This is a genomic window from Paenibacillus amylolyticus, assembly GCF_050990605.1.
Classification (GTDB): domain Bacteria; phylum Bacillota; class Bacilli; order Paenibacillales; family Paenibacillaceae; genus Paenibacillus; species Paenibacillus amylolyticus_H.
Window position 1 is genome coordinate 4,009,644 of record NZ_CP158832.1, and the last position, 13,529, is coordinate 4,023,172.

Sequence of the window (13,529 nt, forward strand, 5' to 3'; positions counted from 1 at the left end):
CCAGGCCAGAACTTTCGCCAGATCCATTATGCTCATTTTGCACTATTTCATTATTAAAATAAAAAAAGTGCTTCTATAAAAGAAGCACTCCGAGTTTAGATCAAGTAAGTCAAAGTTACAAAAGCTTATTAAGCTTCTACTACTTCAACAGTTTCCATTTTATCTTTACCTTCCAAAGCATCCACGAACTCCATACCTTTAGTTACTTTACCAAATACAGTATGTTGTCCATCCAAATGTGGTTGTGGTTGGTAGCAGATGTAGAACTGGCTTCCACCTGTGTTACGGCCCGCATGTGCCATAGCGAGAGTTCCGCGCTCATGTTTGTTCGGGTTAATTTCACAGTTGATTGTGTACCCTGGGCCACCTGCACCTGTACCGTTAGGGCAACCGCCTTGAGCTACGAAGCCCGGGATAACACGGTGGAATGAAAGACCATTGTAGAAACCGGAGTTAGCCAGTTTCTCAAAGTTTGCTACTGTGTTTGGAGCTTCTTGATCGAATAGATCGATCAGAACTTCTCCGCCGTTTGCCAATTTAATTTTCGCTTGTTTCGCCATATGTAAATGACTCCTTTCGTATTGACCATCGTTAGTGGTGCCAGAACGCATGACCCTGGGCCAAGCATTACAGCACTTTTCTTAGTGTACACCGAAAATGTCTGGATCGCAAAAAAAACGGCAACTTTTTTCATAATTTAGTCCGAATATACAAAAAGCAGACGAAAAAGGAAGTGCCCTTTTCATCTGCTTCAACTGTAAAACGAATTAACGAGTTACTGGCTGTTTGCCAATACGCGCTGGTACCAGGTCATTCTGGATGATATCCTGATACGTCTCACGGCGTACTACGACATCTCCTTGACCGTCTTTGACAAATACAACAGCTGGACGACGAATCCGGTTGTAGTTGCTTGCCATGGAGTAGTTATACGCACCTGTACAAGCTACAGCGAGCAGGTCACCACTTTCCACTTTTGGCAGGTCCAGATCCCAGATCAACATATCGCCACTCTCGCAGCATTTACCCGCAACAGATACCGTTTCCTGAGCAGCCTCATTCGCACGGTTGGCAAGCACGGCTTCGTACTTGGATTCATACAAAGCAGGACGTGGGTTATCGGTCATACCACCATCCACGGCAACGTATTTACGCACGCCTGGGATGTCTTTGCTTGTTCCAACGGTATACAGCGTTGTTCCCGCTTCACCCACGATGCTGCGGCCTGGTTCAACCCAGATTTCAGGTACAGCATAACCGATTTGGGCAAAATGATTTTTAACGGCGTCTGTAATAGCCTTCACGTATTGCGCAACTTCAAGCGGCGTATCTCCGTCGATATAACGGATTCCGAATCCACCACCAAGGTTAACCACTTTGAAAGCAACATTAAGACGCTCATATACACTTGCTGCAAATTCAGCAACACGTTGAACAGCCATCTGGAAACCCTCAACTTCAAAGATCTGGGAACCGATGTGGGAATGCACACCGAGCAATACCAGGTTAGACTGCTTGGAAGCCAAGTCAATCGCTTCAAACGCTGTACCATTGCCGATATCGAATCCAAATTTCGAATCCGTTTGACCTGTGGAAATATATTCATGCGTATGTGCCTCAACACCAGGTGTCACACGAAGCAAAATGTTTACTTTACGATTTTTGTCCGCTGCTACAGCTTGCAACAGATGCAATTCATTGAAGTTATCAACAACAAAGCATCCGATCTCTGCATCCAGAGCCATTTCGATCTCTTCCAGCGTTTTGTTGTTACCGTGGAAGTGAATGCGCTCAGCCGGGAAACCTGCTTGCAGTGCAGTAAACAGTTCACCATCAGATACAACGTCCAGGGAAAGTCCTTCTTCAGCTGCAAGGGCACACATCGCCATTACACAGAATGCTTTACTTGCATAAGCAACCTGGAAGCCCAGTCCGGAAGCACGGAATGCTTCCATGTACTCTCTGCAACGCTCGCGAACCAATTGCTCGTCAACAACGTACAGGGGAGTTCCAAATTGTTCTTTCAGATCTGTTGCATCAACTCCGCCAATCTCCAGATGCCCTTGCGCATTTATTTTACTTGTACCATGTAAATACATAATCTGCATTCCTCACTTTTTTATATACTGGAACAATTGCTATTCCAATGATTTTACACCAGTATATCAAATTAGGCAGCGAGATGAATGGATTTTTCGGAAGATCATTTGTGTTTTTTACTTTTTCGCAGTTCTCCGTCCGGATCATCGGACATTTTGGTGTTGTCACGGGTTTTGTTAAATGAGGGACGTTTTTTATTTTCCAGCAGCGGAAGCCGGAATAAAAAGTTGCCCAGGGCCTTTGCATTAAACGGTATAAAAGGCCATAAATACGAAGAATTGTACGACCTGTGAATAGTGAGCGCCAATATGAGCAACGTACTGCCCACCACCAATCCCGGAACCTTGAATATCGCAACAGCGACTAACAGAACCAACCTGACCAGCCTGTTGGCAAGTCCAAGCTCGTAACTCGGCGTGGCAAACATGCCGATGGCTGCGATAGCCATATAGAGTACAACCTCATTGACAAAATATCCTGTTTTCACCGCGATATCCCCGACCAGAATGGCCGCGATCAAGCCCATGGCCGATGCCAGAGGTGTAGGTGTATGGACCGCTGCCATCCGTAATAAATCGACGCCCAGTTCAATCAGTAGAAACTGTAGAATCAGCGGAAGCTTTACATTTTCCTGCGGACCAATGAAGTCAAGCCCCATCGGTTTAATCGAAGGATCAATAACCATGAGAAGCCATAGTGGTAGCAAAAACAACGATATGAGAATCCCTGCAAAACGCACCCATCGTAAATACGTTCCCATCAAGGCCGTCTGTCTGTTCTCCTCCGCATGTTCACACAGGTCAAAGAAGGTCGTAGGCAGAATCATCACACTGGGGGAAGTGTCTACGAAAATGACAACTCGTCCTTCCAGCAAATGTGAGGCTGTAACATCTGGTCGCTCGGAATAACGAACGAGTGGAAACGGGTTCCAACCCTTGTTGATAATCGCTTCTTCCAGCTGTTTATCGGCGGAGGGAATACCATCAATATCCACTCGCTGAATTTTTTCACGGACCGAATCCACCTGCACTTTATCCACAATATCATCAATATACACCACGCAGACATCGGTTTGTGTTCTCCGCCCCACCTGCATAATCTCAAATTTCAGTCCAGGGTCGCGTATTCTACGGCGCACTAAGGTTACGTTGGTCAGAAGCGTCTCGGTAAAACCGTCTCTCGAACCACGGACTACCCTTTCCAATGAAGGTTCTTCGGGTGAACGTACTGGATAACTCCGGGTATCCATAATTAAGACCGAACGGTCTCCTTCAACGAACATTGCGCTCATGCCGGTAAGAACCTTGTTGATGACGGCACTCATCTTTTCCACTCTTTCTACCTGAATATGGGGAATGTAACATTCAAAATAGGATTTGAGTGCATGTCCAGACACGTCATCCGGCGTGAGATAGGTCAGTCTTTTTAATATTTCAAGCAATATCTCATCCTTCGCAAAACCGGTGATCATCAGCAATCCAACGTGCTTGCCACCCAGAACCATTTCCCTCATATTTACGTCGAACGATTCTCCAAGTCCGAGTACCTGTTGCAACGTATATCTATTCTCACTCATGCGTGGGGAGATATCATCGTTTTCCTGCCAATATTGTACGGATTCCTCAATGCTGTCGGACATCTCATTTTGTTTTTTCTTATTGTACGCTTTTTCCTCTTCTTCCTTCTGAATATCATAAGCAGACTTGTGTAACATCTCTTCCTTTATACCATCACTATTTTCCTGGCCTGTGTGCTCCGAACGTTCATCCATTTTCCATCCTCCTATGGCCACGATTTACCGTTGATATATAAAAAAATCAAACAGGGAACCTGTCATTTTGCCTAAAATCATGGCGAGCAGTAATCCAAACAAATATGGTTTCATGCCCAATCGTTTGGCTAGCACGGGCAGTACATTAAGCACCTCGGTGAGTGCTGCTGCGAGCAGACCGATGAACACGCCACAGAACAAACCAACGATCGGGCTGAGTAACAGCACCCCGTGCATTTTCCAGTGCCAGAAGTCCGCCACCGTCCCGAGCAATGAACCACCAATTAGCGCCCCTTCATACCAGTGAGTCTTGTCATAGGATTGCGTAAGTTGAGCTAACCTGGGAATCATATCGAGCACCAGAATGAGCGCAATTACGCCACTTCCTACGGCAATTCCCCCTGCAATACCCAATACAATGCTGATTGCTCCATTAAGAACGCTCATCCGCATTCATCTCCCTGCGTTCCTGCTCGTGCATCCGTTCGCTTTCTTCAATCACCACATATTTATCTACATTTTGCTGGTATAGGAACATCTCCACTTCCAGCGGGGTAGGTTCCTCATTCCACTTTTTCTTGAACAAATGATTAAAAAATACTGCCATTCCGAATCCAATGCCAATGGAATACGCCACTTGGAACAGATAGGGATGTTCGTCCCGATGCCCAGTAAGCATCTCCACAATTCGAATCTGTACTTCCTGCATGTTCACATCGGCATGGAAATTCATAATGGTTAAGGCTGATCCAAAGAACAGCAGCAGCCAAACCAGAATGAACAGGGACTTGGAAGGTTGACCATTTCCCGCAATGACTTCAACCAACGTATGACCTGATCCCATCAGTTCCACACTTACCTCCGGCAAGATGTGCCGAATTCGGGGAATAATCTGCAATATATCAATGAGGATCAGATTGCCATCCTCCGGTCCAGGGCGCAGCAGTTCAAGCTCCAGCAGCCTGCCCTCCTGGTCTTCAGAAGAGGTCAGTACATGTGCAATGTCTCCAAGCTTGACTGCTCTGCCCCTCTGGATGCGAATACGGCTGCGCAGACGAATATAGACCATTGGAGTGGGTGTCTGGGACATCCATAGCACTCCTTTACTGCGTAATTTAGGTTAGTATTTGAAGAATGTGCAAATTTATTACAAATTGGTTGGAAAAAGATCGTGAGGAGGGTGAGTTGACGCTGCGGGATGGATCCGTCATTGGTCGCTGTTATCCCCGGATTTCTTGAACTCTCCTTTTCAAGGAGGAAATCCGGTGCTAAAGGCGAACGCTTCGCTCCTTTTGACCGATTCCATCCCTCCGCTACCCATCGTCCTCCTGTTTCCAAACGGTTGAAATAAATATGCTGGGAGGTGGCAAAGGAAAGAATTAAAAGAGGGGGGATATTGACTTGGTTTCTCTAACAACAAATAACCTTCCTCGCCATAATGCGCGATAGAAGGTTGTTAGTTGTCGTATATTGGTGCATAAGCGCCAATATTGTTGTTGCAATCCCAGAATCACTGCGCGATCTGGTCGCGGATGGATTGCAATATTTTTTTCTCCAGACGTGATACCTGCACCTGAGATATTCCCAGCCTGCTGGCAACCTCGGATTGGGTCTGATCCCGGTAATACCGAAGATAAACGATTAACCGCTCCCGCTCACTGAGACCACCGATGGCTTCATTCAGCGCCAGCTTGTCAAACCAACGTTCCTGAGACTCGTCGGCAATCTGGTCCATTAACGTAATGGGATCACCGTCATTCTCGAATACCGTCTCATGGATGGAGGTCGGTGGTTTGTTCGCTTCCTGAGCAAATACGACTTCCTCCGGGGTCACTCCCAGCTCTGCGGCAACTTCCTTGATCGTTGGCAGACGATCCAGATGTTTGGACAGTTCGTCCCTTTTTTTGCGGACTTTATTCGCCATCTCTTTCAGTGAACGACTGACCTTCAGGGTACCGTCATCCCGCAGGAAGCGCTGGATTTCTCCGATGATCATCGGTACCGCGTAGGTTGAGAACTTCACGTCATAACTGAGATCAAATTTGTCTACTGACTTGAGCAGACCGATACAACCAATCTGGAACAGATCTTCCGGATCATATCCCCTGTTCATAAAACGCTGTACGACGGACCAGACGAGTCTGATGTTGCAGTTCACCAGCGTATCCCGTGAGACATGGTCACCCGACTGACTGAGCGCAATCAGCCGTTTGACCTCGGCATCGTCCAAATAGGTCTGTGAAGATGGTTTCACTTCAGCATCCATAAGAACACCAACCCCTAATTATACAATGCTTTCTTGGATTCAATCCTTTTTTTCATCTTGATGGAGGTGCCTCTGCCGGGCTCACTGCTGACTTCGAATTCATCCATAAAGTTTTCCATAATGGTGAAGCCCATGCCCGACCGCTCAAGTTCGGGTTTGGACGTATATAGCGGCTGCTTGGCCAGTTCAAGATCTTCGATTCCTTCACCGCGGTCTTCCACAATAATTGTGATCATGTCTTCCCGAATCTCGGCCTGGATGGACACAACCCCTTCGGCGTTATTGTTGTATCCGTGAATGATGCTATTGGTTACGGCTTCCGAAATGACCGTCTTCAGGTCACTGAGCTCGTCCATCGTTGGATCAAGCTGGGAGATAAACGCAGCAACGGTTACCCGTGCAAACGATTCATTCTCTGACTTGGCCGCGAATTGCAGATTCATGAAATTTGTCCCTGTTCCTTCATTCATGAGACGACCTCCAGACCTGAGAGAGCAGTTCCCTCATTTTCGTATATCGGCATAATCTTGAACAGACCCGACATTTCCAGCAAACGGTACACCGGCGAATTGACGTCACAGACCACCATCTTGCCGCCTTTATTCTTAATGAGCTTGTATCTTCCCAAAATGACACCCAAACCCGAACTGTCCATGAATTGCAGATCTTTCAGGCTGAGTACGAGATGCTCGCTTTGTCTCCGCTGGATGGCTTCATCCATCTGCATCCGTACCATGTCAGCTGTATGGTGATCCAGCTCCCCGGATAATCGTACAATCAGAATCCCGCGATGGTGTTCCATTTCCACATGCAAGTTCACGTTTGCTCACTCTCCTCCCTGTCTTAGAACAAGGATTTCTACGCTTCCAAAGGCTTTTCCTGCCCCCCGACAAAACTAGAAGAAAACCCCTATTTAACTACAAAATATGTTCGAAGGATGCGTGCAACTCGCGGAAATCGCCGTTTAGTCAAACAGGTTGGACGTTGTCCGCTTGAACAGCTTCCACCAGCCAGCCTTATTCACATCCTGCGGAGCCTGAATATCGAACTCCTTAATCACGTCATTGCCCTGGTAAACCACAAGTTTACCTATACTTTGCCCGGCTTTGATCGGAGCTTTCAATTCTTTGGCAACCAGCAATTCATGGCGGATGTCATTGGATTTGGCTCCTTTGCGCATCAGCACACTGTAATTTTGCGTGGCATTCAGAGGCAATTCAGCAACTTCACCTTTTTCGATCTTCAGACTGCCCAGCAGATCCCCTGCCTTGTAGAGAGCCTTCATCGTATATTGGCTAAAGGCATAGTCAAACATCGAAGATACTTCACTGTTCCGTGTTTTGGTATTTGGTTCACCGAGTACTACGGAAACGACACGCAGTCCATCCTTGGACGCTGTTGCGGACAGGCAGAATTTCGCTTCGGATGTGTAACCCGTTTTCAAACCGTCTGCCCCTTGATAAAAACGAACCAGCTTGTTTGTATTCACCAGCCAGAATGGCTTTTCCGTATCTTTGCGAAGGTAATCCTGATATGCACCGGTGTACTTCGTAATCCCGGAATGCTTCAGTAGCTCACGGCTCATGACGGCAATGTCATGGGCGGAAGAATAATGATTATCGACCGGAAGACCGTTACAGTTGGCAAAATGAGTATCCTTCATGCCAAGCTCCTTCGCACGCTCATTCATCAGCTGTACAAAGGCTTCCTCTGAGCCAGCAATCTTCTCGGCCATAGCCACTGAGGCGTCATTGCCTGAAGCCATCGCGATCCCTTTTAACATGTCATCAACTGTCATCTCTTCCCCAGGCTCCAGAAAGATCTGCGAACCGCCCATGGAAGCGGCATATTCACTCGTTCTTACTTTGTCCGTCAGCTTCAGCTTGCCCGAGTCGATCGCTTCGATCGTAAGCAGCATCGTCATAATCTTCGTAATGCTCGCCGGAGGCAGCTGATCATGACTGTTTTTCTCATAAATGACCGTTCCCGTGTCTGCATCCATTAAGATCGCAGAGCGCGCCGACGGGGCCAGATCAGTTCCTCCCGCTGCCTTTGGTTTTTCTTCAGCCAATGCCGTTGATGCCATAAGGGGCAGCAGGATACAAAGGGTCATGAACGATGCCATTATTCTTTTCTTCACAAGGTTACCTCCTCAAATGACTTGCTTACTGCATATTCCATGCATGTACTGCTAATCATTGTCGGCCCGTTTCCAGTAAATTATTCCATGTAAAGCATGATTTCCCGAACTTTTATTGAAAATGGGGTCAAAGCAAAAAAATGTACTACAGTCAACGAATGAGTAAACTTACGTTAAACACAACAAAAAAAGGTTACCCCCGATGATTTCTCATTCGAAGAGGTAACCTTCTTTACTCAAAACTTGCTTACATTTGTGGAATAACAGCCAATACCAGCGCCAGGAAAGACTCACGCACACGCTCCGTCGTTTCCATCACCTCATCGTGCGACAGCGGCTGGTCCAAAATTCCGGCAGCCATGTTGCTGATACAGGAAATACCGAGCACTTCCAGGCCTGCATGGCGTGCCACGATCACTTCAGATACAGTGGACATGCCCACTGCGTCTGCACCCAATGTACGCAGCATCTTGATCTCTGCAGGCGTCTCGTAGTTCGGACCGAGCATACCCGCGTATACCCCTTCACGTACATTAAAACCTTGTGAAGCAGCCGTATCCTTCGCCAGTGCACGCAAACGGCGGCTATAGGCTTCCGACAGATCCGGGAAACGCACGCCCAATGCAGCGTCATTGGGTCCGATCAGTGGATTTTTGCCTGTAAGATTCAAGTGATCCGAGATCAGCATCAAGTCTCCAGCTTCATACGACGTATTCACGCCACCCGCAGCATTGGTTACAAGCAGACTGCTTACACCCAGTTCTTTCATAACCCGCACTGGGAAAGCTGTCAGTTCCGGACCATATCCTTCGTACATGTGGAAGCGGCCTTTCATCATCACGACCGGACGACCTTTGATCGTTCCGACCAAGAGTTCACCTTCATGTCCTTCTACTGTGGACACCGGAAAATGTGGAATGTCCTGATAAGCGATGCTTACGCCATCTTCAATCAGTTCTGCCAGTACGCCAAGACCCGAACCCAAAATCAAACCGACTTCCGGCTTGATGGAGCTTTTGCTTTGAATATAAGATGCTGCTTCCGAAATCATTTGTTGGTTTAATGCTGTCATACGATGTATGTTCCTCCTTGAGTTGAAACGATCCGTCTATAGACGCATTTTGCAAAATCTATTCAATCCGAATTTATGCAAACTGCTTATGTATAACGGCGTTTGGATGTATTCAATTTATTTTATCCTAAATCGTCGCGATGTTCCGCATTTATTTGTGAATGCCATGCGTCAAAATCTATCTTGCCCTCGGATGATGGGTTTCATAGATTTCTTTCATCGTTTTGCGACCATGATTGCCATACTGTTGTCCAGGCTGCTCCACGTGACCCAGCATGTCTTGAACCGCACGTGTATCCGCCCCATTGGCAATCAGGTGTGCTGCAAACGAATGACGAAGAGTATGCGGCGTAATTTCTTCCGAGATTCCCGCATCCACCGCCGCTTTTTTGAGTAGCTTCCAGAAACCCTGCCGAGTTAAACGCCTGCCAGATACATTCACGAATAGTGCCTGCTCGTCCGAATCGGTTTTGAGCAACTTGTTGCGAAACTCCTCCACATATACACTTGCCCAATGTGCAGCTGGCGCACCAATGGGAAGGATGCGTTCCTTGCCCGCCCCACCGCATCGTATGAAACGCATGCCTGGCTGTACATCCCGAATGTCAAGGGCAATCAGTTCCGAGACCCGAATGCCTGTAGCATATAACAGTTCAAGCATCGCTCGATCTCTCACACCCTGCGGTGAACGAATATCAGGCGCTGTCAGCAGTTGTTCGATCTCCTGGATACTTAACACCTGTGGTGGCGTCTTGTCCGCCTTGGGAGCTTCCACATCAAACGTAGGGTCCTGTATAATATCACCCCGCCGCATCAAAAAATGAAAATAGGAGCGCAGAGATACGATGCTGCGGGCAATGGTTGCATTGGCACGTCCTGCCTGTTTGAGCTGACCTGCAAACAGGACGACATGTGTGCGTCTGACCTGATCGGCTTCGCGTATGCCATATTCCTTATCTGCAAATTCAATGAACTTGTCCACGTCTCGGAGATACGATTCAAGCGTGCTGCTCGACATCCCTTTATCATCTTCCAAGTATAAGGCATAGGCGTGTATCGTCTGTTTCATGTACAACGCTCCTCAACTGACAGATCTGCCGCTCTGGCAGACTGCTCCCGTATTTGCATCCCTGGCTGTTCAAAGCTACTCCCCGTACCAATAGAACAAACGGAGACGCTCTGCCATCGTAGGACGTCCTTCTCCATTACCCGGCCAATCCGTTTCCTGAAATACTTTGATTGCATTGCCAGTCGGCATCTGATACTGATCCACAGGTGAGATCCAGCCATTAAACAGATCCAGAACATGATAGAACAGATAAACTAATGCAGCAAAAAATATAATAAATCGAATAAAACGAAGCCCTCTCCGCACTGATATAATCATGGGCGCGTCCCCTCCTGATTCGAATCCGGTATTGTCCTTGTATCAGGGTATGTCCATAAACACAGGTTTATGCCATTCGGGGGAAACTCCGGATCATGTCCGGTGCCAAAAAAGCTCTCCCGTCAAAACCGCCGGTGAGAGCTTGAAGATATGCTATGTTATTCTTCATCTTTGGGTTTTTGTTCATTTTTAGCTTTGCAACGATAACAAATTCCATGAAAGTCCAGTCGGTGATCTACTACCGAAAAGTTGAATTCCCGCTCCAAACGCTCTTCAAGCGGTCCAAGCCAGTCTTCACGTATTTCATCCATACTTCCGCATTGAACACAGATTAAGTGATGATGGTGATGCTTGGATGTATCTCCGCGCAGATCATAACGCGCTACACCGTCGCCGAAGTTGATTTTCTCTACAACATGCAGCTCACTCAGCAGTTCGAGGGTACGGTACACGGTTGCCAGACCGATTTCGGGAGCCTTTTCTTTAACGAGCATGAATACGTCTTCTGCGCTCAGATGATCTTCTTCATTCTCAAGAAGTACTCTTACGGTGGCTTCCCGCTGGGGCGTTAATTTATATCCTTGGGACTGTAGTTGCTGCTTAATTTTATCAATCCGTGCTTCCATTTTCTCCCTCCCCCTAGGAAATCACTGCACACTGCAACTTAACCCACTCTTTTCATTATAGGGGGAGTGCGTAATTAAAGTCAACATTTTACACTATACGATGCATGTTAGGCCGGTAGTAGCATTGGCGTGACCCAACGCATCATCGCAGGTGTAACCCATGTTTCAAAAGACGCCACGCCGAGCAGTAATGCAGCCATAACCAAAGTTAACACTATATATGAAGCAAAAGGCCTTTGTCGACCCGGTGTTCGTTGCATCAAAACACGATTGCGAATGATGTATAACGAGAACGTCATCGCTGCTACACTGCAGATCAGGAGGATCGGAATGACAAATAGATTATGCGGCGCCACGGAAACCAGTGCAAACAGCAGCCCTTTCCAGGAATACTGCCCAACAAGGTACCCCACTGTGAATCCAATGAGCACACCTTTCAGAAAATCCAGAACCAGTATACCGGGTAGTCCAACGACGGATAAACCCAGAATAAAGATCAGACCCACCCATTTCAGATGAAGCATGGCAATGTCCCAATATGCCCCGCTCTCTGTCACCTGTGCACTGTGCTGCACGGTCATGAAGAAATTGCCGAGATAACCCTCCAGATCCTGACGTTGCTCAAGAGACAATGCGTTGACCATGAGCGCGCCAAAAATGACACCGACCAGAAACAAGACAGCCACGAATACATATAACGAAGTCTGACCTTTAAATGTAAAGTAGGAAGAGCGCATACAGGTACGAGTCCCCTTTCCGGTATCATGCTGCAAGGATTCTCACTTACATCCTCATAGTCATTCTTATGAACCGGAATGCACCTGTATGACTTCTTGTCCAGATTGGCTCTACGTGAAGTGAAGCTTTATCAGTTGAACTACAGAATATTACTAAAGAATATTTATACGGGTCACTAAGATGACAGAACAACCTTTCGATCACTGATCTAATCTGACGATTTCACCTGAACAGCAACTTTACCGTAAGTGCCTCCACCACCGGAGGACAATTCCAGTTGTCCATTCCGTGCAGTCACAATCAAGCCAGCTAGCACAGGTCCAACAACCTCAGCAAGTTCTTCCTCACGCGTACGATGAAGCACGTTCATTTCTGTACCAAAATGGTCGAGTAACTGGCGCAGTTTGGCTTTGCCAAGCCCGGGGATGAACTCCAGTGGTACCTGATAATGATAAGCTGGTCTGTTTGCAGGCACATGCGGACTCTCGCGATCAGAGATTGCCAGAATGCGGTCAAGCACCCCCTGCACCAGCTTCAGACTGCCACAGTGAGGGCAGCGCTCTGCTGACATCGCCTGTTCATCCATAATACTGCCACATGCTGCACAATAAGTACGGTGATACTTGCCCAGCCTTGGATTCAGTCCATAATTGGCAGCAATGCTCCTGCCGGCTTCTCCTTTGAGTGCCATATGGAATTCATCAAAAGAAGGTGCAGCAACTTGCAGCTCGTTATACTCCCGTCCAATCTTACCGAGGGAATGAGCATCCGAATTGGTCAGAAACGGTACATGATCCAATTCCCGAATATAACTGGCCATGGATGAATCAGAGCTTAACCCCAGCTCTACCGCATCCACAAGACGGGTATCCAGTACATCGCCCATACGGGCCGCAGTACTACCATAGATGCCTTTGTGCGGTGTAAATACATGTGCAGGCACAATAAGCCCACCACGCGCCTTAATCTCGGCTTGCATCTCTAGAGCGGGCACGTAGACACGCTGAGAACTAAGATTCACATTTTTCATATAACGTTTCATCCAGTCCGTGAAGGACTTCATCGTTTTCAGATCACGGAAGTACGCCAGCATATGGAACTCACGCATTCCAGGCTCACGCAGCTCAATCTCTGTCCCCAACAGAATGGTGGTGTCCTGGTAGGCAATGCCGCCGCCCTCAATTTCGGACATGGTACCACTCTCCAGTAATTGCTCAATATCCATCTGTACAACCGGAGAATGACAATCGATCACACCAAGCAAATGAATTCCTTTGCGATCCGATGCTTCCCGAGCAATATTCTCAAATGTAAGATCACGACTGCCGCTGATTTTCACGGCCTCACCGCGAGAGGTTCGTCCGATGTGGATATGCAGGTCTGTATAACAAGGCTCCCACGTCGTAGACGTTTCCAGTTGGTCTTGCAT

At 47.5% G+C, this 13,529-nt stretch carries 15 protein-coding genes; all 15 read right to left on the reverse strand.

What is annotated here, in order from left to right:
- Window positions 1–128: 128 nt before the first annotated feature.
- Complete coding sequence (locus ABTV53_RS17930) at window positions 129–560, reverse strand: peptidylprolyl isomerase (protein ID WP_433744884.1); 432 nt, start codon at window positions 558–560, stop codon at window positions 129–131.
- Window positions 561–767: 207 nt separating this feature from the next.
- Entirely contained in the window at window positions 768–2,099 is a 1,332-nt protein-coding gene (lysA, locus tag ABTV53_RS17935; RefSeq protein ID WP_017687645.1) for a diaminopimelate decarboxylase, read from the reverse strand.
- 104 nt (window positions 2,100–2,203) lie between these two features.
- A complete protein-coding gene (locus ABTV53_RS17940; protein ID WP_433754271.1) occupies window positions 2,204–3,814 on the reverse strand; it encodes a spore germination protein in 1,611 nt (536 codons plus the stop codon).
- 81 nt (window positions 3,815–3,895) lie between these two features.
- Window positions 3,896–4,324 carry a stage V sporulation protein AB gene (locus tag ABTV53_RS17945; RefSeq protein WP_026080996.1) on the reverse strand — a complete coding sequence of 143 codons (429 nt, stop codon included), beginning with the start codon at window positions 4,322–4,324 and terminating at the stop codon, window positions 3,896–3,898.
- Window positions 4,305–4,961, reverse strand: a complete 657-nt coding sequence (locus ABTV53_RS17950) for a stage V sporulation protein AA (protein ID WP_339297325.1) — start codon at window positions 4,959–4,961, stop codon at window positions 4,305–4,307. Before ABTV53_RS17950 ends, ABTV53_RS17945 begins: the two co-directional genes overlap by 20 nt.
- Window positions 4,962–5,381: 420 nt before the next feature.
- Window positions 5,382–6,137, reverse strand: coding sequence for an RNA polymerase sporulation sigma factor SigF (gene sigF, locus ABTV53_RS17955; RefSeq protein WP_036607856.1), 756 nt, complete (start codon window positions 6,135–6,137; stop codon window positions 5,382–5,384).
- A gap of 14 nt (window positions 6,138–6,151) precedes the next feature.
- Window positions 6,152–6,607: an anti-sigma F factor gene (gene spoIIAB / locus ABTV53_RS17960; protein ID WP_421886473.1), complete on the reverse strand. Its 456-nt coding sequence runs from the start codon at window positions 6,605–6,607 to the stop codon at window positions 6,152–6,154.
- Window positions 6,604–6,957 carry an anti-sigma F factor antagonist gene (gene spoIIAA, locus ABTV53_RS17965; RefSeq protein ID WP_017687636.1) on the reverse strand — a complete coding sequence of 118 codons (354 nt, stop codon included), beginning with the start codon at window positions 6,955–6,957 and terminating at the stop codon, window positions 6,604–6,606. The genes spoIIAB and spoIIAA overlap by 4 nt, the downstream gene beginning before the upstream one ends.
- A gap of 144 nt (window positions 6,958–7,101) precedes the next feature.
- Window positions 7,102–8,277, reverse strand: coding sequence for a D-alanyl-D-alanine carboxypeptidase family protein (locus ABTV53_RS17970; RefSeq protein WP_433744889.1), 1,176 nt, complete (start codon window positions 8,275–8,277; stop codon window positions 7,102–7,104).
- Window positions 8,278–8,524: 247 nt separating this feature from the next.
- Window positions 8,525–9,349, reverse strand: coding sequence for a purine-nucleoside phosphorylase (locus ABTV53_RS17975; RefSeq protein ID WP_062835238.1), 825 nt, complete (start codon window positions 9,347–9,349; stop codon window positions 8,525–8,527).
- A 178-nt stretch (window positions 9,350–9,527) separates the two neighbouring features.
- Window positions 9,528–10,418, reverse strand: coding sequence for a tyrosine recombinase (locus ABTV53_RS17980; RefSeq protein ID WP_105599514.1), 891 nt, complete (start codon window positions 10,416–10,418; stop codon window positions 9,528–9,530).
- A gap of 75 nt (window positions 10,419–10,493) precedes the next feature.
- A complete protein-coding gene (locus ABTV53_RS17985; RefSeq protein ID WP_017687632.1) occupies window positions 10,494–10,736 on the reverse strand; it encodes a DUF4227 family protein in 243 nt (80 codons plus the stop codon).
- A gap of 158 nt (window positions 10,737–10,894) precedes the next feature.
- Window positions 10,895–11,362 carry a Fur family transcriptional regulator gene (locus ABTV53_RS17990; RefSeq protein WP_090922447.1) on the reverse strand — a complete coding sequence of 156 codons (468 nt, stop codon included), beginning with the start codon at window positions 11,360–11,362 and terminating at the stop codon, window positions 10,895–10,897.
- 107 nt (window positions 11,363–11,469) lie between these two features.
- On the reverse strand, window positions 11,470–12,099 hold the full coding sequence (gene spoIIM / locus ABTV53_RS17995) for a stage II sporulation protein M (protein WP_433744895.1): 630 nt from the start codon (window positions 12,097–12,099) through the stop codon (window positions 11,470–11,472).
- A gap of 209 nt (window positions 12,100–12,308) precedes the next feature.
- A complete protein-coding gene (locus tag ABTV53_RS18000) occupies window positions 12,309–13,529 on the reverse strand; it encodes an endonuclease Q family protein (RefSeq protein ID WP_433744898.1) in 1,221 nt (406 codons plus the stop codon).